This window comes from Paenibacillus sp. FSL H8-0034 (assembly GCF_038000305.1).
In the GTDB taxonomy this organism is placed as follows: Bacteria; Bacillota; Bacilli; order Paenibacillales; family NBRC-103111; genus Paenibacillus_S.
Genome location: NZ_JBBOBS010000001.1, coordinates 7,922,048 through 7,944,423, shown reverse-complemented (window position 1 = coordinate 7,944,423; position 22,376 = coordinate 7,922,048). Strand labels below are relative to the sequence as shown.

Sequence of the window (22,376 nt, the reverse complement as noted above, 5' to 3'; positions counted from 1 at the left end):
CTTCTAATGCCAAGCGGCCTGCATGCTCGCTCACACACCTATTACAAAAGGTTGGTACTGGGTTATTTGTTGTTTTGTTTGGCAGCCTTATTTTGTTTTTCTCATCGTGTTTCTGCCGAGACAGAACCTGTGGTGGGGGAGCCAGATTCTCATGAGGTTTATCTGAAATTAAAAAAAGGCGAGCGGGTCTGGAAGGATAAAGTGTACGTGGCTCCACAGCAGCCTACCGTTTATTTGACCTTTGATGACGGTCCAAGCAAGCTGACTGGACAAGTACTCGATATTTTACAGCAGGAAGAGGTAAAGGCAACGTTTTTTGTATTGGGTCAACAGGTGGAAGCTTATCCTGACCTCGTAAAGCGAGCGGTGGCTGAAGGCCATGCTATTGGCAATCATACATATAATCATGTATATGGCGAGCTGTACAAAGGCTTTTCTTCGTTTTGGCAGCAGATTGAGCGGACAGAGGACATATTAGCTGAGACTGTGGATATCAGGCCTTCTTTGATTCGTGCGCCGGGTGGAACGTTCGGTAATTTTGATGCATTTTACTTTTATTATTTGGATCAGGCGGGTTATGAGGTGCACGATTGGCATATCGACAGCGGTGATTCCAAGAGAGTTGGCGTGCCTGCAGCAGAAATCATCCAGACCGTCCGCAAGGGGCCATTCCCGGATGAGCTTATCGTGCTGATGCATGATGGAACCGGACACGAGCAGACCGTGAAGGCGCTGCCTGAAATTATACGATTGTTCAAGGAAAAAGGATACGTGTTTGCTGTGCTGCAACCATCGGTACAGCCGAAGCATTTTACTGTGGGTAAGGTACAGCAGCCGCGCCCATCAAGTGAAGCGGGGTATGAGAAACAGCTGGCTGAGGCCAGAGTCCACGAGCTGGCAATGTCTGCGCTCGAACAGAGCAGGCATGCGCAGCAGGCAGCAGATCAGGTGAATCCTAGTGATTCCAGCCCAATCATCCAAGAAACTGACGGTGGTGTATCCACATCAGCTGTTGTCGGAACCAAAGGGAGTTTATTATTGGCGAATCATACACGTTCCGCAGCAGTGCCTCTTGAAGTGCTGCTGGGCAGAAAGAGTCTTAAGTTGGATACCGAGCATTACCGTTTCAAGGATGGTCACTATCAGGTACCTTTGCGCCAGTTAGTGGAGTCATTGGGTGGCGACATCCAATGGCGCGGTGAGCAGCGAACAGCTGTTGCCCATTATGGGCTGCATACGCTGGAATACGATTTTGCCCGGCAAGAGCTGCGTATACGCGACTACGGCATCACAACGACGATCCATCTACCGCAAATGGAACTGCAGGAGGGTACCGTTTATGTGCCGCTGCGGGGTACGCTGGATAAGCTGGGAATCGGCATCGCAGCCTATGGCCCAGAGGATGGAATAATCAAGGTTCATGTGGGGATGAACCTGAGGTTGTAGAATCAATAAATCAACTTATCCACAATCCATCCACATTAAACCCCTTTTTATCCACAAATTATTAAGAGTTTGTTGAACGGCACAGAAACACCGCGGTTCGTTACAGCCATTCACCATCCAGAGGGATGCTTACCCGATTCATCAGGTTTTCTTTTTGTAATTGGGATCGGAGGTCTGCTCGTGTTTCCAGACAGTGATTGATCGCTTCCAAATGGACAGCAATCACCTGCGTATGTGACGAATGGCCGCATACTTGAGCAATATCTGCTGCTGTCATCGTAATGGGATCACCTGCAACAAATCGTGCTCCACCCGCATTGACCACCGTGAACTCAGGCTTATAGGTATCAAGCGCAGCCTCGACCTCTTCGCAATAAATCGTATCGCCCGCCAAGTATAAGGTCGGCTCGCCTGGTGCCTGCAGAACAAAGCCAGAGACTGGACCCATAGCCCGACCGATGTCGCCTGTGCCATGACGGCCTTCGGTGCGGTACAGGGTGAGATTGTTATGGCGCCATTCCTTGTCAACTGGATTGACATGCTGAAAGCCCTTGCCTGTCATAGACGCATGATCATTCGGCTGGCAGATGAGCGGTATCTGCTTGGGCAGCTTCTCCATAGCTGGCACGTCCCAATGGTCGAGGTGTGTATGTGTAACAATGACCAGACTGGGATTCAGCAGCTTTTCCAGAGCGACCGGAAGAGGCACTAGTGGATTACGTCTATCATTTTCCGTGTTGATAATAGGGGGATTTGCTCCGGCCTCACTGAACATAGGGTCAACAAGAATCGTCTCTCCGCCGTATTCCAACCAAAGTGTAGCATTTCGTATAAGCTGTATGTTCATCAGATAACCTCCAGGTATAGTTAAAAAGGATTTATACACATTGTAGAGAAATAAGAGCTATTGGGGAATATACAGATGAAAGACAATTCCTGATTCCCTTTTCATGATGAAAGGAATGGAGCTTCAGCTTGAACACTTATACAATCGACGATGTGGATTTGCTTATTTTGGAATGTCTGCTGGAGAAGGCTACCCGAACACACAAGGAGATCGGACAAATTGTTCATTTAACAGGACAGGCAGTTGGGGCCCGGGTTCGCAAGCTGGAGGAGCTTGGTGTTATTGAAGGCTACACGCTAAAATGGAATCCGGAGAAAATCGGCAAGTCACTGCATGGCCTGATTACGGTTTATATGAAATCAACCGTCTCCCATCAAACCTTTCAGGATTTTGTGCAGCGGGATAGTCGTGTGCAGGAAGTGCACCGGATTACTGGCGAAGGCTGTTACTGGCTGCGTATATTCGTGGACGACAATATGAGACTGAATGAATTTTTGGATGATCTGCTGAATTATGGAAATTATCGACTCAGTCTGTCTATAGGCAGAATTAAATAATGGTGTGTGAACATAAGCTTTATGGTTAAAAACAGCGTTACGCCGAACTTCTGCTGTGGTTTTCATCATTTTCATGGAGGGGCATTGCCCTTTCCTTGGCGGAAGCTTATAATTATGTCTATTGATTTAGAGCCTATTTAGGAGGAAATTATGGACAAGCCAAATGAAATTATCGTGGTATTGGACTTTGGTGGCCAATACAACCAGCTGATAGCACGCCGGATTCGAGATCTGGGTGTGTACAGTGAGCTGCTTCCCTACAATACATCTGCTGAGAAATTAAAGCAGCTTCAGCCTAAAGGTATCGTATTTTCAGGAGGTCCGTCCAGCGTATACGGGGACAACTCACCGCTGGTAGACCCTGCTGTCTATGATTTAGGCATTCCGATTTTCGGAATTTGCTACGGGATGCAATTAATGGCGCATCAGCTGAAGGGTAAGGTAGAAAAAGCGTCCAAGCGCGAGTATGGCAAGGCAGAGGTTGATTTTGCCGATCATTGCCTGCTTGTTCAAGGTCTGGATAAGCAGCAAACCGTATGGATGAGTCATGGCGATCATGTTGTAGAGCTTCCTGAAGGCTTCGTGGTTGATGCCGGTACAGAGCACGCGCCGATTGCAGCGATGAGCCATCCAGGTAAAAACCTGCTGGCTGTACAGTTCCATCCGGAGGTACGCCACTCCATTTACGGTAACGACATTATTCGCAACTTTCTGTACGAGGTCTGTGGATGTGAAGGCAACTGGACGATGGAAAGCTTTATCGAGGACACGATTCGGGATATCCGCAATCAGGTTGGCGACAAAAAAGTGCTTTGTGCATTGAGCGGCGGTGTGGATTCCTCGGTTGTGGCGATTTTGCTGCATAAAGCGATTGGTGACCAATTGACTTGTATGTTTATTGATCATGGCTTGCTCCGCAAAGGGGAAGCTGAAAGCGTGATGGAAACCTTTGTCGGCAAATTTGGACTGAAAGTAGTCAAAATCGACGCGCGTGATCGTTTTATGGGGAAATTGAGCGGTGTAGACGATCCTGAGCAAAAGCGCAAGCTGATCGGTACGGAGTTCATTCGCGTGTTTGAGGAGGAATCGGCACAATTCGACGATTTCACTTTTCTGGCGCAGGGTACGTTGTACACGGATATCGTGGAAAGTGGAACAGCGACAGCGCAAACGATCAAATCGCATCACAATGTAGGCGGATTGCCAGAGGATATGAAATTTAAGCTCGTAGAGCCGTTAAGTGCTTTGTTCAAGGATGAGGTGCGTAAGGTTGGCGAGGAATGCGGCTTGCCAGCGGCAATCGTTTGGCGTCAGCCATTCCCGGGTCCGGGTCTAGCGATTCGTGTGCTTGGCGAGGTTACCGAAGAGAAGCTGACGATTGTTCGTGAGTCCGATGCGATTCTGCGTGATGAAATTGCCAAAGCGGGCCTGGACCGCGAAATTTGGCAGTACTTTACGGCGCTGCCTAATATGAAAAGCGTTGGCGTAATGGGCGATGCCCGTACGTACTCGTACACCGTAGGTATTCGTGCGGTTACCTCCATTGACGGGATGACGGCTGACTGGGCACGTATTCCTTGGGATGTATTGGAGAAAATTTCGGTGCGGATCGTTAACGAAGTGGATAACGTCAATCGGATTGTCTATGACATTACTTCGAAGCCGCCGGCGACGATTGAATGGGAATAGCATAAAGTAATTAATGTCTTATCCGCTCTGTATAAATACTCCCTTTTATCTGCGTTATTTAGCAAATAGAAGGGAGTATTTTTATGACCAAAATCAAAGAACTGTTGCTTTTTAGACGTTTAGCCCCCAAGCACTCGCATACTGAGGAATACGAATCATTTGTTCATGGACAATTTTGTTGCTAGCTATCTCCAAAGAAAAATCTTGTAAGTTGTTCAGCTTCAAATTTCACTTCTGAGAAAAAGTTGTATTTCCATCATAGCTTAAGGAGAAGGTCAAGTTATTTTATTATCTAATAGGTACTGCGTAAACAATATTAAGCAATTCATTTAATTGTCTATGTTTGGTGATATAACCATTTTCGTCAAACCAATTCAGTATGGAAGAACTTATTGAATAGTATTCATTTTGAATGGTTCTAACTAAATCTGTTTTCCCTTGCTGATGTAGATCCTTTATGTATAACTCTTTTTTTGTTTCATTTTCAAACATCAAGTCAGTAATACAGATTCTCCCATGCGGTTTTAATACACGACGCATTTCTTCTAAGGCCAATAGTTTTTGTTCATTTGAAATATGGTGTAAAGCGAAGGTTGTTGCTATAAAATTAAATTGCCCATCTAAGTACGGGATTGCAAGAAAGTTGCCAAGTTTAAGTTCCATTTGTGGATACTTACGGTGGCATTGCTTCAACATTTCTTTGGATTGGTCAATGCCAGCCATTTGTATTCCCTTGTCCATAAATTTACCTGCTAAATTACCAGTTCCTGTACCAATGTCTAATCCTCGTTCTCCAACCCTTGGTGCAACCCATTGGACAGTTATATTAATGGCTTCTTCATAATCTTTATATTTACTACTATTCTTCGAGACATGTTCGTCATGAGTAATTGCTTGATGGTCAAAATTCCATTTATCTTTCCAATTTTTCCGATTTTCTCTAAGTCTTTTTGAGCCCTCTGCGAGTAAGAAAATATCATTTATGGGAAGTGAGTTTTTTTGTTTTAGAAGTTCGATCATATTATCAGTTGTTTCAATAATTTGTTTGAACTCAAGCCATTGAGAAAAAATTACAGAACGTTGTATTTCCAAGTAATATTGGAGTTCTTCTTGATCAAGATTATCAACTTGTGAAAGGGCTCTTTTAATATTTTCAATGGTCATGCCTGCTTCTCTAAGAGATATTATAGTTTGTAGTCGCCATACTTCCTTTTCAGTAAAGGTTCTATATTGATTATTGGCTTGCTTAAAAGGTGAGATAAGACCTTTTTCTTCATAAAAGCGGATTGCCCTTTGAGAAATATTCAACTTGTTTGCCACTTCTGTTATTTTCATTATTTCCACCCCCCTCCTTAAACTAAACGTTAATGCAGCGTAAAAGTAAAGAGGATTTTGAGCTTGATTCGTATCGTGAACGAAGTTGAGAATGGATCAAATCGACAATAATATTACGTCGAAGCCGCCAGCTACGATCGAGTGAGAATAAATTTGTAATAAACATGTAATCTGATATTCATCTGATTTACATGTAAATAGCCTATACTAGTACTCAACCCCCCTTTTTAAAATATATACTTTAGACCTGCAGCCCGTTGCTGTGGGTCTCTTTTTTTACATAAAAATGGAATAGGAGGAATGAAAAGGGGTATTGATGAATCAGGACATAGGACGATTTTTTCTGAATAAGCAGTGAAGCAAAAAAAACGAACAAGAAGATGATTTTTTCTTAAAATTGTTCGGAAAATCAATTGACAAGCTCAGCAGACACTTTTAAAATAAATGATATCAAAAGGAAAATAGCGATTCGTATAATTTCGGGAATAGGCCCGGAAGTTTCTACGAGATCACCGTAAATGATCTGGCTACGAACAAACGAAGGACGACCATCCTACCCTTAAAATAACCGACACCGATAGCGAGTCCTTGTGCAAAATAAGGGACTTATATCAGGTTTACTGGTTATGGATTAGGGGATTATGGTAGGTGTTGCCTTTGTTTGCGAACTTAGCAGAAATCGGGCTGAGTTTTTTCGTTGTTCCAAGAAACCATTTGGAGGGATTTGGGGTAATGGATCGATTTTTTAAATTGAAAGAGAACGGCACCACGGTACGCACCGAGATCATGGCCGGTTTAACGACGTTCATGACCATGGCGTATATTTTGGCTGTCAACCCGAACATTCTTAGTGCGTTTGGCTCAGGAGCTACAGGGATGGATTGGATGGCCGTGTTTTTGGCAACAGCGATAGCGGCTGGTGTAATGACGATTGCAATGGGACTGTTCGTGAACTTTCCAGTTGCGTTAGCGCCAGGTATGGGACTCAATGCTTATTTTGCAACAGTTATTTTATCTTCTCAAGGCCAGTTTACGTTCCAAATGGGGTTAGCGGCGGTTTTTATTTCCGGATTGATCTTCATTCTGCTCACCGTCACGAAGGTACGTCAGTTGCTGCTGGTAGCGGTGCCGGATAGTTTGAAGCATGCCATTACAGTCGGTATTGGTCTGTTTATTACGATCATCGGCTTGAAAAACAGCGGTCTGATGACGGTAGCGGTTGAATCAGGCAAGGATATTCCTGCACACAAGTTTACGGATGTATTATCGTTTGAAACGGTTATTCATATGGGGAGTTTGAAAGATCCAGGCGTTGTGCTTTGTATCATCGGTCTGGTGCTGATTTCAGTATTGCTGGTGCTGCGTGTACGCGGAGCCATTTTGTTTGGTATTTTGCTCACCACCGTAGTTGGGTATTTCATGGGACAGGTTAATCTTGGGATGCTGGGCGACGCCAAAACCACATGGGTGCCGGATCTGAGCAAGCTGGCATTTGCGCAGTTCGATTTTAAGGGGCTAATGAATGTCGGAATTATATCAGTGATCGCGACGTTTACATTTGTCGAATTGTTTGATACGTTTGGTACCTTGGTGGGAACGGCGAATCGTGCCGGTTTTATGAAAAATAAAGTCGAAGGCAACAAAAAAGTCGGTAAAGCGATGATGGTCGATGCCTTTGCGGTTAGTGGCGGCGCGTTGGTAGGTACAAGCACGGTAACGGCTTTTGTAGAAAGTGCCGCGGGTGTTGCCCAGGGTGGACGAACAGGCCTAACAGCGGTAACGACAGGGGTATGCTTCCTGCTGGCCTTGTTCCTGGCTCCGATTGCTGCCTTGATTCCGGGGGCGGCTACGGCTGCTGCCCTGATTATTGTCGGCGTGCTGATGATGCAATCGGTTAAGGATATTGATTTTCAAGATTATGTCGTTGCGATTCCAGCATTTTTGACCATTGCCTTAATGCCGTTTACATACAATATTGCTAACGGTATTTCATTTGGCATTGTAACGTATGTCATTCTTGCAACGGTTGCCAACTTCAGAGAAAGTGGTGCCTATAAGGTTCACTGGTTGATGTGGGTACTTGCTGTGCTAATTGTACTTCGGTATGCATTTATCGGCAGTGAAGGCTAATCGTATAGAGGGTTGAATGAGTTTAACGGTGCTCCCTGGGGTGCCGTTTTTTTACTATTTAGGCAAGCCTGAGTGAAAATTTAAATATTATTTTATTTTTTGAGCATTGACATCTGCTGACCGGCATACTATACTAACAAACAATATCATAAACGCGAAGAACGGGAACAGTAGTCGGTCGGATCTGTCCAGAGAGCTGCGGGTGGTGCAACGCAGTCAGAGAAGCCAATGAAACTCGCCCGGGAGCGGTGGAACTGAATCGGTGTAGCGCTGCACTTTGAATTAGGTTCTGACGGGTAGCCTCCGTGATCGGGTTGTGCTGGGATATACAGGATCGAGGTTACAGTCAATCCGGAGTTATCATCAGTGCTCTAAGCGGACATTCAGCTAACAGCTGAGGTCAACAAGAGTGGTACCGCGACAAGCTACGGCCTGTCGTCTCTTATACAAGAGACGGCAGGTCTTTTTAGTTTCACTAAAACAGGATACAAGTAAACGCGAAGAACGGGAGTAGTAAAGCTTATCTTTTGTGCAGAGAGCTGCGGGGTGGTGCGACGCAGTCAAAAGAGGCTTGAAACTCGCCCGGGAGCGGTGAAGCCGAACATCATCCAGCTTGAGTCTGGATGGTCGTAGGCTTCGACGGACAATCCCCACGTGATCAGGGAGCGCATCGTTAGAGTGTACGCTTGAGATTGGCTTAGCAGCCATTCAGGCCTATTCCTTGCTAAGCACGATGCGCATAAGTGGATTTCCTAATTCGGGAAATCAACAAGAGTGGTACCGCGGCAGCCAAAGGCCTGTCGTCTCTTATACAGAGACGATGGGTCTTTTTTGCGTGGATATTAGCTGAGAACAATGAAGAATTAAAGAAAATTGCGGTTTATTATACTGAGGAGGCGTTACCTATGACAACCCATAACAACGAAACAAACCAGAAGGCACAGCAAGCAGGCCAGGAATCAAGCTCTTTTAAAAGAGTCCGCATATTCGATACTACACTGAGAGATGGCGAGCAGGCACCGGGAGCTACGCTGCACCCCGAGCAAAAGATTGTTATCGCCAAACAACTGGCTATGCTTGGTGTTGATGTGATCGAGCCTGGATTTCCGATCTCAAGCCCTGGTGATTTTATGGCGGTACAGCGTATCTCGCAGGAAATACATGACGTTGAAATATGCGGCTTTGCGCGCTCGGTCAAGGAAGATATTGATTCAGCGATTCGTGCGACTGAGGCCGCTGAGCGGAGAAGGCTGCACATGTTCTTGTCCTCGTCGGACATTCATCTGGACTTTCAACTGCGCAAATCGCGGCAGCAGGTGATCGATATCGCTCGCTCGACGGTAGCTTATGCCAAGCAGTTTGTAGAGCGTATCGAGTTCTCTCCGATGGATGCTACACGGACCGGTGATGAGTTTTTGTTCGAAATCATTGAGGCGGCCATTGAAGAAGGGGCTACGATCATCAATATTCCTGATACCGTTGGCTACGCGATGCCTGAGGAATACGGTGCGATGTTCACCAGAGTGATGAATCATGTACGAGGTGGCAAGCAGGTGGAGTACAGTGCCCACTGTCATAACGATCTGGGGCTTGCTGTAGCCAATAGCTTGGCCGCAATTCGTGCAGGGGTCACTCAGGTTGAGGTGACGGTCAATGGTGTCGGAGAGCGTGCCGGCAACTGCTCGCTGGAGGAATTGGTCATGGCGATTGAAACTCGTAAAGGCGCATTAGGTGTGGAAACCGGTGTTCGTACCGAGCATATTTATGCCACCTCTCAAATGGTGAGCCGGGCAATGAGCTTCCCGATTGCCTTTAATAAACCGATAGTGGGGCGCAATGCGTTCCAGCATGAGGCAGGCATCCATCAGGACGGACTGCTTAAAAATCGGAATACGTATGAAATTATGGACCCGGAAAAGCTGGGTGTACCGCGCAGCATGATCATTCTGGGCAAGCATTCGGGACGGCATGCCATCAAGCACCGGGTAAGCCAATTCGGCGTGGAGCTGACGAGCGAGCAGATGGAATCGTTGTATGTGCAGTTCAAGGAGCTGGCTGATCGTCAGAAGGTCGTACAGGATCATCAACTGCTGGAGCTGATCGGACATACCGTTAATGAGGTGCTGGAGCCTTATACGCTAGTGCAGGCTCAGGTTCTGACGGGTACTGAAGGACACCGGATGTCCTCCTGCATCATTAAGGACAATCGGTTGGGCAAAGAGCTGGTATGCTCGGGAACCGGTGATGGCGCTGTTGAAGCATTGGTTGCGGGTATCAAGCAGGCACTGCCTCTGGATGTACAATTTACCGATCTGGAGCTGTACTCGCTGTCATCAGGTGAGCAGGCTAATGGTGAGGCGATAGTCACCGTAAGCGTGGAAGGAAATCATTACAGAGGTGTATCGGTACATCAGGATGTATTAATGGCGGTAGCTCAAGCGTTCATGGCAGCCTGCAATCAGGCGATACGGGAGCATCAAATCAATGATGCTGCTCAGGGTGATCTTTCCAGCGAGGACGTTGAGATCACGATTCCGTAAGTGGAAGCTGAGGCATGGAAGCAGCCGGAGAATCGACGTATCTGGATTGTGGCTCACAAATATGGCTATGTGTTCATGATAAGTCGATTCAAGTCTGCAAAAAGCACTAGTATGCATCATCGAATTTCTTGCTTCGTTTGGCCAGATAAATGCCATTGGGAAGGGTGAGGACGATGGACCGGATTATTAAGTATTATGAGACCTTTGATGAATGGGGACGTTTGGACCGGGAACCTTTGGAATTCAACATTAATTGGCACTTTATTCAACAATATTTGCCTGGACATGGAGCAGTTCTTGATAATGGAGCGGGTCCCGGTAAATACGCGATGAAACTGGCACAGCTTGGATACAAGGTAACGCTGACCGACCTGACACCGAAGCTGGTCGAGTTAGCGAGGACTAAAGCGGAAGACTTAAGCCTGCTGGAGCAATTTACCGCTTTTGAGGTTGCTGATGCGACAGATTTAAGCCGATTTACAGACGGTCAATTCGCAGCTTCCTTGATGCTCGGGCCATTATACCATTTGCAGCAGGAAGCGGATCGGGTGGCCGCTGTGCAGGAGCTGAACAGGGTTACCGAAATGAATGGAATCGTGTTCGTGGCCTTTATGCCGCGAGTACGTCACGTGCTAAGCTCACTGCTGTCACCCACAAATTGGAAACCCCACGATGAGGCTGCTGCAATTATTCGCTTTATGGAAACCGGTACATTTGATCATCAGGATGAGGGAAGATTTACAGGAGCTTACTATTATAACATAGAAGAGATTCAACCGTTTATGGAGACTCAGGGCTTTGAAACGTTAAAAATCATCGGTTCCTCCAATATCGGTTCACTGCTCTCACAGGTTCAATGGAATTACTGGAGGGAACGTGGGGATGAGGAACTAGAGAAAATTTTCGACATTTTTCTGAGGACAGCTGAAAACCCTTATGTGTTAGGTGCTTCATCCCATATTTTGTATATTGGCAGGAAAAAATATAGTCAAAAATGTGTGAATATTTAGAATTGTAAAATCAGGAAAAAGGGCTGTGGATATTACTTATCCACAGCCCTTGTGTATAGTGGGGGTAAGTGGTGTGAGCGCTTGTACAGCAACGTTTTTTTGTCCTCTTCTTTCTGGCGAAAGCGGGATAACTTTTTCACAATCAGCCTGTGGATAGTGTGGATAAACCTGTTGATAAGAAATAGAAGTATTGATTGTTAAGTAAAAATGACGGCATCGTTATGTGGACAAGATTGTGGATAATAACGACTGGGATTTTACTTCGTAAATTGCATATAAAGGGAAAAATTAGGGGATGTTACTCTCGTTAAGGGTTGGCGGGAGGTGGTCAGTTTGTCGAAAAGGCCAAAAAACAGCAAAACGCTTTGGCAGTGGTTCATTGTATTTCTCATCAGCTTGCTGGTGTACGATTGCTCGTCGATGGGTACTTGTGTACTTGCTGAGCAGGAAAGTCAAGAAAGCCGTTGGAATCATTTTTCTCTAGTAAGTAAACAGATCGTATTACTATCAATTCCAGGCTTATCTTTTATGGAAATGGGAAGGGCAGGAAGCGATGGTGTGCTGGGGTTGCCTCAGAAGGAAGATCAGGAAGCCGAATTAACGGAATGGATGCCCCATTTGAAGGCACTTGGGCTTCATGCTGCGTGGGGTGCAATGAATATTCGGACCCCAGCAAAAGGCTTGGCCAATGTATATATATCCATCGGTGCAGGACAGTGGGCTGAAGCAGATTCGAGCGTACAAAGCCTGAATCAGGGAGAACGCGTAGATCAGGAGTTGGTAGGACCGTTTTATCGTCGTCTTATGGGGCAAGAAGCAGATGGAAACATTATTATACCAACAATCGCTAATATTCACCGTAAGAATGCAGCCAATTGGTATCAGGCAAGCCCCGGACAATTGGGTGAGCTGCTGCGAGCAGCGGGAATACGAGTGAGTGTATGGGGAAATATGGATCATGCTCGGAGCGCAGCTTGGGATAATGGCAATAATCTTACAGCAGTCATAGATAAAAGATTTAGCAGGTATGCACCGCTGATTGTCATGGATAAAAAGGGAACGGTCGCTGAGGGGGATGTTGGCGGTAACGGTCTGCTAGTGAATTATGATTATCCTTATGGGTTGGCCATTAATTACAGCTGGTTAATGGAAAAATGGAAAGAGCAAAGCTCACCGGCCCTCACAGTTATGGAGCTGGGAGATCTGGGACGCCTGTATGAGGAACGCAATAGTTATGATCAAGCTGTTTTCGGGAGGTTGAAGCAGAGGATCCTGACCGAGATCGATCAATTCATTGGGCAGCTTGCTGTTTCTGTGGATACTGTATCGGGTGGAGCTGCAGAGCTGTGGATCATGAGTCCTCAGGTGAATGCAGACGCACTGAAGCAGAAGGCACTTTTGGCACCGATTGTTCGTTATGTACCATCGGGTGGGGAAAGCTTGTTAACCTCTGCGACTACGAGGCGTACTGGGGTTGTATCGCTGGTTGATCTGGCACCGACCATATTACAGGCGTATGGACTTGCGACCCCCAAAGAGATGATCGGTTTCCCGATGACTGCTGAAGTTGCACCTAATGCGCTGGAGCACTTGTTAGAGGATGTGGGCCGTAAGCAGCGTATATACAAGCTTCGTCCCACTCTGCTGTATGGACTCGCGATCTATGAGATTGTCGTCATGCTTCTTGTATTATTAGCAGTGCTGTTCAAATCGTTACGACCCATCCGGGATAAGGAAAAAATGCTTTGGCGAGCATTGTTATTTTCATTGCTGCTCCTGCCTGCGGGGCTGCTAGCGATGGGGTGGCTGCCTACAGCCTCTACTGCGTCAACTGAAGCTGTGATGCTCATGATCACCTTTGTGCTGTGTGCAAGCTTAGCACTGGCATGGGCTGCCAACCATCCCAAGTATATGATGCTTGGCTTATTCTGGTGCGGACTCATCGTAAGTCTGCTTATTTTTTACGATGGCTTGCATGATGCGAAAGCGATGAAGGGCTCCGTGCTTGGTTATGATGTAATGATCGGAGCCCGTTATTACGGGATTGGCAACGAGTTCATGGGCGTGCTGCTCGGGAGCGCGCTCCTCGCTCTTACCGCGCTAGCCCAGGCACAGCGGCTCACTCGCCGGCGCAAGCCGCTTGGCGCTGCGCTGCCTTGGCGGCATACGGACGGCCGCCAAGGCAGCATACCGCCAACACCCTCGGCAGCACAAACGAAAGGGCGGAACGCCTGGCTGCCTGCGGCAGGAGTCGGCGTGGTCGTCACCGGCTACCTCGCGGCGCCGGGGCTTGGCACGAACGCCGGCGGCGCCTTGTCCGCGGCGGTGGGGTTTGGCGCGCTGGCCGCGCGCCTCGCAGGCTGGCGCAGCTGGAAGCGGCTGGCGCCAGCCCTCGCGCTGCTGCTTGGCGCAGCGCTCGGGGCCTTGTGGCTGCTGAACGCAGGTGCAGCCACTGGACTTGCGGCCGATGGGCAAAGCCATATCGGCCGTGCCTTCGGGTCGCTGGGGCAAGGGCGGCTCGATGTTATTGGTGCGACCATCATGAGGAAGCTTAATATGAATGGGCACCTGATCATGGTGTCAGCCTGGAGCAAGGTGCTGATCACCGGGCTTCTGGTCATGACGGTTCTGGTGCTGCGGCCGCGTGGACGCTTTCAGCAATGGCAGCGGCGGTATCCTTGTCTGATGCATGGCTGTGCAGCCAATGCGATCGGTTCGATTGCTGCGCTGCTGCTGAACGATTCAGGTATTGTTGCAGCAGCTACGATGATCATATATGGCAGTGTTCCCTTACTGTTATTAAGGCTTGATGACATATAAACGAGAGCGTAGCGGCATTTCGCAAGCGTTGCCGTCCTACTCGTAAAGTTAATGACGTTAATCATTGATGTTGTAAAAAAGAAGGGCGACGCCAGCTATAGCATCGCCCTTTCATTTTTGCACCTGCCAGTTACATCACGCTTATCCGTTCCGCTGCAACCGGCGTGGCAACATTACGGCTATTCAGCCAACTGCTCCCACTGCTCGTAGCAGTCAGCAAGCTCGGCTTTTTTGCCTTCGATGGCTTCATTCGTCTGCTGTACGCGTACGTAGTCGTTAAAGACCTCCGGCTTGGCAAGCTCGGCCTCCAGTGAGACCAGCTCATCCTCAAGCTGCGCTATCGTTTGCTCCAGCTGCTCGAGCTTGCGCTGGCGTGCGCGATCCTCGCGCTTGGCCTGCTTGCCAGACTCGTAGCCACCGCTGGCAGCGTCCACCACTGGCTGTCCGACACTGCCAGCTGAACCTTTGCCAACGGTGCCCTTGCTTTTGGCTGCCTCCAATAGAAGTCGCTGCCGTTCAATCTCGGCAAGCTCCTGCTTTTTCTCAACATAGTCGTCGTAGTTACCTAAATAAGTGGTGACACCAACACGCGTTAACTCCAGCATCGATTCAGCCATTTTATTTAAAAAATATCGGTCATGCGATATAAACAGCAGCGTTCCCTCATAATCCATAAGAGCGGATTCCAGCACCTCACGGCTGTACAAATCCAGATGGTTGGTTGGCTCATCGAGAATAAGCACATTGGCTTTTTGCAGCATCAGCTTGGCCAGTGCGACTCTTGCCTTCTCGCCGCCGCTCAGTGCGGAAATCTTCTTGAACACATCCTCACCGCTGAACAAAAAGCTGCCTAGTACCTTGCGAATTCGAGCCTCCTCGATATGGGAAAAAGCGTTCCATACCTCATCAATGATCGTATTGGCCGGATTCAGCCCGGATTGCTCCTGATCATAATACCCGATTTTTACATTAGAGCCCCAATCGATCATACCTCTTGATGGCTGCTGCTGACCCATTAAAGCCTTGAGCAGTGTCGATTTGCCAATCCCGTTAGGACCAATCAAGGCAGCGGTATCACCACGGCGCAGCTGGAAGGATACATCCTTTAGCAGGGGCTTGGTTTGATCGTAAGATACGGCTACATGCTGGACATTCAGCACTTCCTTGCCTGTCGCCTGCTCGACTTCAAAGGAAAAGTGGGCTCTTTTCAAATCGCCCATCGGCTTATCAAGCCTGTCCATTTTGTCGAGTGCTTTACGCCGGCTCTGTGCACGTTTGGTTGTGGAGGCTCGAACGATATTTTTCTGAACGAACTCCTCCATTTTGGCGATTTCACCCTGCTGTTTTTCAAACTGCTTCAGTTGAGTCTCATAATCAGCCTGCTTCGTATCGACATATTTGGAATAATTGCCGGTGTAACGGCGTGAATGCGTTCGTTCGATTTCGTAGATAGCATCGACCAAGGCATCAAGGAAATAGCGATCATGCGAAACGACCAGAATAGCGCCGGAATACGAGCGTAAATAGCCCTCCAGCCAAGTCAGTGTAGGGATGTCTAGGTGGTTCGTAGGCTCATCCAGGAGCAGCAAATCCGGCGCCTGCAGCAGCATCTTGGCTAAGGCCAGTCGTGTTTTTTGACCGCCACTTAAAGTATTAACGGAGGTTTCCGGTGCAAAATCGCCAAAGCCCATCCCATGCAGCACCCCGCGAATCCGTGCTTCTGCTTCATAGCCGCCCTGCTCCTTGAACCACTCAGAGCGTGCGGCATACTTTTTCATCGTGTCTTCCGTTTGTTTCTCATCAGCCAGTACAGCAGGATCGGCCATCATCATCTCCAGCTGACGGAGCTCCTGCTCGGCTTCCTCCAAATGCGTGAATACGCTTTTCATTTCTTCCCAGATCGAACGGTCCGAGATGAGACCGCTATTCTGCTTTAAATAGCCAATTTTCGTTTCCTTGGCCTTGAACAGCTCGCCCGAGTCATAAGACATTTCACCAGCGATAATTTGCAGCAGCGTTGATTTGCCGGCGCCGTTAACACCGACTAGTCCAATTCGTTCACGAGCCTCGATTTGCAACGATATATTTGAAAGCACAGCGGAAATGCCGTAGCTTTTCGATATTCCTGATACTTGCAGCAGCATACATAATCCTCCCAAATAGTTAAAAGCATACTTATAATAAAATATGTCCAAAAGTCTTTTAGTCAGCACCGAATAGTTCAAGTGTTCTTAGAAAACGCGCTTCGTGATCCCACGATGACTTTTTGAACAACCTATACCAGTGTATCATGTTCGCGGTTATTTTTCAGCTTGTAAGCTTTAAGGACACTTGCTGGCATTTCTTTTGATAGCCTGTCGTTTATGTTAAAATATAGCCTACTCATCTCTATTGAAAAGAGATTTACAGTCGGGCTATACCAGCGGTTTAAATGATGAAAGGATTCAGTCGACTAGGTAGGATTTTAGATGAAGGTTCATGTACCACGTAAGCACTGAAGAAGGAAGGGGGATTGCTATGATTATATGTACGGAAATAAGTGTCGAACTGACGCGGGAGGAACGCAATGAGTATGCATTGTCTGAAGCGAGAGCTCAGGCAAGGATTGCAGCTGAGGCTTCAAGTAAAGTGGATATCGTCAGATCGCTGCTGAACAAGCATTCGGATGATGAAAGGGTGCTCGTGCTGGGGCAGAATTTGAACCAGTTGGAGCGGATCGCTCAGTTGGTTGATGCACCACTCATTACAGGCAAAATGGCAAGTCCTAAGCGTGACAAGCTGTATGAGCAATTCCGTCAAGGTGAGCTTCGAACCCTTATTGTTTTCAAGGCAGCCAAATCAACCATTGGTATACCTGACGCGCGTGTGATGATTCAAGTATCGGGATCATTTGGTTCAAGAAAGGAAGAGTCGCAGCAGCTCGTTCGTCATGTGTATCCTGATTCGGAAGGTGACAATACCTATATATACTCAGTTGTTACCAGAGACACGAAGGAGCAGGAGTATGCTACACAAAGGCAGCGATTTTTAAGCGAGCTGGGTTGTGAATACATGATTATTGATGCTGCTGTTATGGATGAGCGTCATGAAAGCACTGCTACCTTGGATGCAGGCGCTGCAGCCTCGCTGCCGTCTATTAAGCAGGGGGCTCCTGCCTGGAAGGCATTGCTGCCTACACTTCAGGCACAGGCATCTATGGAATCTCCGGCTGCACCAGCTCCACAGGAAGCAGGCTCCAATCTGTTATCTCTCGACGATTATCGAATGAGAAAACGCAATCGCAGCTGAGTCCGATGCACAGGTTATGTAAATTGTAGAAGTATTGGAGCCTGGACATTGTCAATTATGATCAGCAGTATGCGGATCCAATGGATAAAGCGGCAGCAAATGATCGGAAAATGCCGGATTTTGCTAACGGCAATTAGACCTGCTGACACCGAATACTGTTTTTCTTCTCATGATATGTTAGAATGATGTTAATCACGTTGCGAACCATCAAGGAGAGGCCTTGCCATGAATATCAAAGAGTGGAAAATAGAGCTGCGACGCCGGGCCGAGGCGCAAAGAAATGGCCTGACACCGACTGAACGCAGCACCAAATCAGCACGCATTAATGAACTGATGTTACGTCGTATTGATGAGGTTCTGGAATCACGCGCAAAATTGGGCCGTAAGCCCACGATTTTTACTTATATGCCGATTAAGTCTGAGGTCGATATCACTCCGATTATGGAGTCTTGTTGGACCCGCGAATACCGTGTGCTTATACCGAAGGTGCAGCCAGAGCAAAAGCTGAAGCTGTATGAAATTCGCTCCTATTCCGATTTGGAAAAGGGGAAATATGGGATACCGGAACCAGCGGCTGATACGCCACAGCATTCCATCGATATCCGACATATTGATGTGGTTCTTGTACCGGGCTTGGCATTTGACTCCCATTTGGGACGGCTGGGTTACGGTGGGGGCTACTACGATCGGTTCATGCAGCAGTATGTTCGGTCCGGATATACGAAGCCTTACATTATTGCAGGTGCTTTTGACACCCAGATTATTCAGGAAGTTCCTATGGGGCTGTTCGATTTCCGATTAGATGAACTGATTACGGAAGCGAGAACGATTCGTGCGCCCAAAACAACAAAATCGATTTAAAGCAAGATTCAGCTGTATTGTCTGATGATGTGTCTTTTTCGCGCCGCACTTTACTATCGTTTGAATCGAAAGGAGTCTTTCCTTGTGACCGAGCCAATGCCGCTAACCCATTTTAATGAGCAGGGTCGAGCCCGGATGGTCGACATATCGGACAAGCAGGAGACCAGCCGCGTCGCTACCGCACGGACTACTATTACGATGCAGCCTTCCACGCTCGAATTGATCAAAGAAGGCAGAATTGGAAAGGGGGATGTTCTGGCGGTATCCCAGGTTGCGGCGATTATGGCTGCCAAGAAAACATCCGACTGGATTCCGATGTGCCATCCCCTTTCCTTGACGGGGGTGGATGTCCGCTTTTCCGATAATGGAATGAATGAATTATACATAGAAGCAAGTGTCAGGACCAAGGGCCTGACCGGTGTTGAAATGGAGGCATTGACCGCTGTCTCAGCCGCTGCACTCACCGTGTATGATATGTGTAAGGCAGCGGAAAAAGGGATGATTATCGGTCCTACGCTGCTGGTTAGCAAAACAGGTGGTAAAAGCGGCGATTTTCATAGAAATGACACTGATTCTTAATAACTATACGTTACAATGGAGCCATGGGGAGGAGTAAGCTTATGCGTTGGAAGGTGGCGATTTTGACCGCAAGCGACCGAGGTTTCCGAGGAGAGCGGGAAGATACGAGCGCCCAGGTTATTCGTGAGTTGATTGAAGAAGAGATCAATGGAGAAATCATTGAGTATCGGGTCGTACCGGACGAGAAAGATGAGATTATGGCTGCATTGATTGAAATGACCGATTATTTCAAGGTCGATCTGATTTTGACGACTGGTGGAACCGGTCTTGCTGCACGAGATGTAACGCCAGAAGCGACTCTCGCTGTAATTGATCGACAGGCTCCTGGATTTGCCGAAGCGATGCGTATGATTTCTATGCAAAAAACACCCAAAGCGATGCTGTCCAGAGCGGTTTCCGGACTACGCGGCAGAACCCTCATTATTAACCTGCCAGGAAGCCCCAAGGGTGTCTCTGAAAATTTGGAGGCGATTATGGGCCAATTGCCGCATGCACTTGGCATTTTGACCGGCCTTGTAGGAGATCATGGCAATGAAACCTGAAGCGATGCTGCGGGAAGTCAGGGTGGAAGAGGCCATTGGATTGGTACTGGCACATGATTTGACGCAAATCATTCCTGGGCAATTCAAAGGCCGCTTGTTTACAAAAGGTCATGTTGTCCGTGAAGAGGACATTCCTGCGTTATTAAATATTGGTAAGGAGCATATTTATGTGCTCGATCTTCAACCGGGGTGGCTGCATGAGGATGAAGCGGCACTGCGTATGGCGAGGGCCGTTGCAGGACCCAATTTGGAGCTGACTGCTCCTCACGAGGGGAAAATCAATCTAAAGGCAGCGATTCATGGATTGGCCAAAATCGACAAGACAGCTGTTGATGCGATCAACGCAATCGAGCAGATTGTGCTGGCAACGATCAAGACGAATACGGTCGTCAAGCCCGGTCAATCGCTCAGTGGGACCAGAGTGATTCCGCTTGTGGTCGAGGAAGCGAAGGTTGGACAGGTAGAATCGTTAGCGGCGGGTGCTTCAGCATCCGTGATCGAAGTCAAGCCATTTCGGTCCCTGCGTGTAGGGCTGATCACGACCGGCAGCGAGGTCTTCAAGGGCCGTATTCAGGATAAATTTGGCCCTATCGTACGCGATAAAGTAGCTGCGCTCGGCTCCGAGGTCATCGAACAGCGGCTGGCCCCTGATGAAAGTGACACGATTGTGCGTGAGATCCGTTACTTTTTGGAAGAGCAGAAGGCAGACCTGATTCTTGTGACTGGCGGAATGTCCGTTGACCCTGACGACCGGACGCCAGGTGCTATCAAGCAGGCCGGGGCACGAATCGTCAGCTACGGCACTCCTATGCTGCCGGGCTCGATGCTGCTGATCGGTTATTTGGATGAGGTGCCGATTATGGGGCTGCCTGGTTGTGTGATGCATGATCCTTATACTTCCTTTGACGTGCTGCTGCCTCGTATATGCGCTGGAGAAACGATTGTCCGAGCCGATATTACGGAAATGGGCTACGGCGGATTGTACGGATGTTAAATTGTTAAAGATAAACAAGAAATGGAGCTGGACGATATGAGTATTACCCATATCCTGCTGATTGCAGTTGTGGCGTTGATTTTGTTCGGTCCGAACAAGCTGCCTGAGCTGGGTCGTGCCCTTGGCAAGACGCTGCGTGATTTTAAAAACGGTGCCAACGACCTGATGAGTGCTGCCACTGAATCCGAGCCTGAAAAAGGACGGAAGGATGTTACACCTCCTTCTCAGCCGGCTGCTCCAGCAGCTGCAAGCCAACAGGAGCCTATAGTACAGCCATCTCCTCAAGCAACTACGCAACAAAAGGATTCCCGAAGGCTTCCGGATTAAACAGGTGTATCTACAACAAGCTAAAGTTGGTGAATCATGACGAATAATGATGAAGGCATGTCCTTGGTCGAGCATCTTGGTGAGCTGCGCAAACGGATTATTTGGGTGTTGCTCGTGTTAATAGGTGGCATGGTGATTGGTATTATCGTGGCACAGCCGTTAATCCTGTATCTAAAAAATGTTCCCCCTGCATCAGGGATTGCCTGGAACGCCTTTTCTCCATGGGATTCCATCAAGCTGTATATGAATTTTGCTTTGGTTACAGGTCTGATTGCCACTTTGCCCTTTGCGTTGTATCAAATATGGTCTTTCCTCAAGCCGGGTCTGCGTGTTGAAGAACAAAAGGCTTCACTGATCTTTATCCCGCTTGCTTTTCTACTATTTTTGATCGGTTTGGCTTTTGCTTATTTTGTCGTTTTTAAAATGGCATTTATCTTTACTTCGGAAATTTCCGAACGGTTGGACATCAAGGAAACCTATGGGATCACGCAATATTTTACGTTTATGTTTAACATTTTGCTGCCGATCGGGCTAATCTTTGAACTGCCGATTATTATTATGTTTCTTACGAAGCTGCGCATTCTCAATCCCAAAAGACTTCACAAACTACGCCGTTATGCCTATATGATTCTTGTGATCGTTGCTGCGATGATCACGCCACCGGATCTGATTTCCGCTGTGGTCGTATCGCTGCCGATGATTTTGCTTTACGAGGTCAGTGTGTGGCTATCGGGATCTATATACCGCAAACAGCTGATCAAGGATCAGGAATGGGAAGAGGAATTCGGTCCCAAATAATACCGCATTTACAGCCGGATTGGAGCTGCAAATGTGGTTTTTTTCTTTAATAGGCCGGTTGTATAATAACAATTTCAATGGATACAATGATGAAGTTGTGTAAATTAATTAAAAAAACTTGCAAAATGTTACGAAACTGATTATCATAATAAGTGTTGTTAGCACTAAACATATTCGAGTGCTAACAGTAACTTAAAAATTCAGAACCATATTTCAAAGGAGGACATTTTCTCATGATCAAACCGTTAGGTGATCGCGTAATTATTGAAGCCATTGCTAAAGAGGAAACAACAGCAAGTGGAATCTTCTTGCCTGAAACTGCTAAGGAAAAACCGCAAGAAGGTCAAGTTGTAGCGGTAGGCAGTGGCGTACTGAAAGATGGAGAGCGTGTTGCGCTTGAAGTTAAAGAAGGCGACCGCATCATTTTCTCGAAATATGCAGGTACTGAAGTGAAATTTGAAGGACGCGAGCTTCTTATATTGCGCGAAAGCGACATTCTTGCCGTTATCGAGTAGTTAACAGAAGATCCTATACTTATAGACTATCACCAGCTGCTAATGCGAATTTAGCCGGCTTTTACTTATAGCATCAGCATACATTCAGGATCAGTCCA

At 47.5% G+C, this 22,376-nt stretch carries 18 protein-coding genes, 1 riboswitch and 2 other annotated features; of the genes, 15 read left to right on the top strand and 3 right to left on the bottom strand.

The window, feature by feature from the left end:
* Positions 1-6 precede the first annotated feature (6 nt).
* Entirely contained in the window at positions 7-1,446 is a 1,440-nt protein-coding gene (locus tag NST47_RS35440; protein WP_341159311.1) for a polysaccharide deacetylase, read from the top strand.
* Positions 1,447-1,546: 100 nt separating this feature from the next.
* On the opposite strand, the gene NST47_RS35435 is transcribed toward NST47_RS35440, so the two are convergent.
* Positions 1,547-2,293, bottom strand: a complete 747-nt coding sequence (locus NST47_RS35435) for an MBL fold metallo-hydrolase (protein WP_341159310.1) — start codon at positions 2,291-2,293, stop codon at positions 1,547-1,549.
* A 128-nt stretch (positions 2,294-2,421) separates the two neighbouring features.
* Between NST47_RS35435 and NST47_RS35430 the strand changes: the two genes are divergently transcribed.
* Both NST47_RS35430 and guaA read left to right on the top strand, forming a co-directional pair.
* Positions 2,422-2,850, top strand: coding sequence for an Lrp/AsnC family transcriptional regulator (locus NST47_RS35430; RefSeq protein ID WP_262684753.1), 429 nt, complete (start codon positions 2,422-2,424; stop codon positions 2,848-2,850).
* A gap of 150 nt (positions 2,851-3,000) precedes the next feature.
* On the top strand, positions 3,001-4,539 hold the full coding sequence (guaA, locus tag NST47_RS35425) for a glutamine-hydrolyzing GMP synthase (protein WP_341159309.1): 1,539 nt from the start codon (positions 3,001-3,003) through the stop codon (positions 4,537-4,539).
* Between the two features lie 288 nt (positions 4,540-4,827).
* Here guaA and NST47_RS35420 read toward each other — a convergent pair whose 3' ends face one another.
* Positions 4,828-5,874 (bottom strand): methyltransferase domain-containing protein, encoded by a 1,047-nt coding sequence (locus tag NST47_RS35420; RefSeq protein ID WP_341159308.1) that lies wholly within the window; start codon positions 5,872-5,874, stop codon positions 4,828-4,830.
* A 449-nt stretch (positions 5,875-6,323) separates the two neighbouring features.
* A riboswitch (purine riboswitch) is annotated at positions 6,324-6,424 on the top strand.
* Between the two features lie 182 nt (positions 6,425-6,606).
* Between NST47_RS35420 and NST47_RS35415 the strand changes: the two genes are divergently transcribed.
* The 4 genes from NST47_RS35415 (at position 6,607) to NST47_RS35400 (ending at position 14,374) form a co-directional block, all read left to right on the top strand.
* The gene (locus tag NST47_RS35415) at positions 6,607-8,004 is read left to right on the top strand and encodes an NCS2 family permease (protein ID WP_341159307.1); all 1,398 of its coding nucleotides are present in this window, start codon (positions 6,607-6,609) and stop codon (positions 8,002-8,004) included.
* Between the two features lie 148 nt (positions 8,005-8,152).
* Positions 8,153-8,450: a binding site (T-box leader), on the top strand.
* 45 nt (positions 8,451-8,495) lie between these two features.
* Positions 8,496-8,815 (top strand) — a binding site (T-box leader).
* 94 nt (positions 8,816-8,909) lie between these two features.
* Positions 8,910-10,544: a 2-isopropylmalate synthase gene (locus NST47_RS35410; protein WP_341159306.1), complete on the top strand. Its 1,635-nt coding sequence runs from the start codon at positions 8,910-8,912 to the stop codon at positions 10,542-10,544.
* 173 nt (positions 10,545-10,717) lie between these two features.
* The gene (locus NST47_RS35405; protein WP_341159305.1) at positions 10,718-11,554 is read left to right on the top strand and encodes a class I SAM-dependent methyltransferase; all 837 of its coding nucleotides are present in this window, start codon (positions 10,718-10,720) and stop codon (positions 11,552-11,554) included.
* Positions 11,555-11,887: 333 nt separating this feature from the next.
* Positions 11,888-14,374 carry a hypothetical protein gene (locus tag NST47_RS35400; RefSeq protein WP_341159304.1) on the top strand — a complete coding sequence of 829 codons (2,487 nt, stop codon included), beginning with the start codon at positions 11,888-11,890 and terminating at the stop codon, positions 14,372-14,374.
* A 179-nt stretch (positions 14,375-14,553) separates the two neighbouring features.
* Here the strand turns inward: NST47_RS35400 and NST47_RS35395 are convergent, their stop codons facing one another.
* Positions 14,554-16,518, bottom strand: a complete 1,965-nt coding sequence (locus tag NST47_RS35395; protein ID WP_341159303.1) for an ABC-F family ATP-binding cassette domain-containing protein — start codon at positions 16,516-16,518, stop codon at positions 14,554-14,556.
* A gap of 373 nt (positions 16,519-16,891) precedes the next feature.
* Here NST47_RS35395 and NST47_RS35390 point away from each other — a divergent pair, with 373 nt between their 5' ends.
* The 8 genes from NST47_RS35390 (at position 16,892) to groES (ending at position 22,278) form a co-directional block, all read left to right on the top strand.
* On the top strand, positions 16,892-17,662 hold the full coding sequence (locus tag NST47_RS35390) for a helicase-related protein (protein WP_341159302.1): 771 nt from the start codon (positions 16,892-16,894) through the stop codon (positions 17,660-17,662).
* A 225-nt stretch (positions 17,663-17,887) separates the two neighbouring features.
* Positions 17,888-18,523: a 5-formyltetrahydrofolate cyclo-ligase gene (locus tag NST47_RS35385; protein ID WP_076235494.1), complete on the top strand. Its 636-nt coding sequence runs from the start codon at positions 17,888-17,890 to the stop codon at positions 18,521-18,523.
* Between the two features lie 96 nt (positions 18,524-18,619).
* Complete coding sequence (gene moaC, locus NST47_RS35380) at positions 18,620-19,102, top strand: cyclic pyranopterin monophosphate synthase MoaC (protein ID WP_341159820.1); 483 nt, start codon at positions 18,620-18,622, stop codon at positions 19,100-19,102.
* A gap of 41 nt (positions 19,103-19,143) precedes the next feature.
* Entirely contained in the window at positions 19,144-19,644 is a 501-nt protein-coding gene (mog, locus tag NST47_RS35375; RefSeq protein ID WP_076235493.1) for a molybdopterin adenylyltransferase, read from the top strand.
* On the top strand, positions 19,634-20,638 hold the full coding sequence (locus tag NST47_RS35370; protein ID WP_341159301.1) for a molybdopterin-binding protein: 1,005 nt from the start codon (positions 19,634-19,636) through the stop codon (positions 20,636-20,638). The genes mog and NST47_RS35370 overlap by 11 nt, the downstream gene beginning before the upstream one ends.
* A 36-nt stretch (positions 20,639-20,674) precedes the next feature.
* A complete protein-coding gene (locus NST47_RS35365) occupies positions 20,675-20,965 on the top strand; it encodes a twin-arginine translocase TatA/TatE family subunit (RefSeq protein WP_341159300.1) in 291 nt (96 codons plus the stop codon).
* A gap of 36 nt (positions 20,966-21,001) precedes the next feature.
* On the top strand, positions 21,002-21,763 hold the full coding sequence (gene tatC / locus NST47_RS35360; RefSeq protein ID WP_341159299.1) for a twin-arginine translocase subunit TatC: 762 nt from the start codon (positions 21,002-21,004) through the stop codon (positions 21,761-21,763).
* A 233-nt stretch (positions 21,764-21,996) separates the two neighbouring features.
* Positions 21,997-22,278 carry a co-chaperone GroES gene (gene groES, locus NST47_RS35355; protein WP_076235489.1) on the top strand — a complete coding sequence of 94 codons (282 nt, stop codon included), beginning with the start codon at positions 21,997-21,999 and terminating at the stop codon, positions 22,276-22,278.
* Positions 22,279-22,376: the final 98 nt, after the last annotated feature.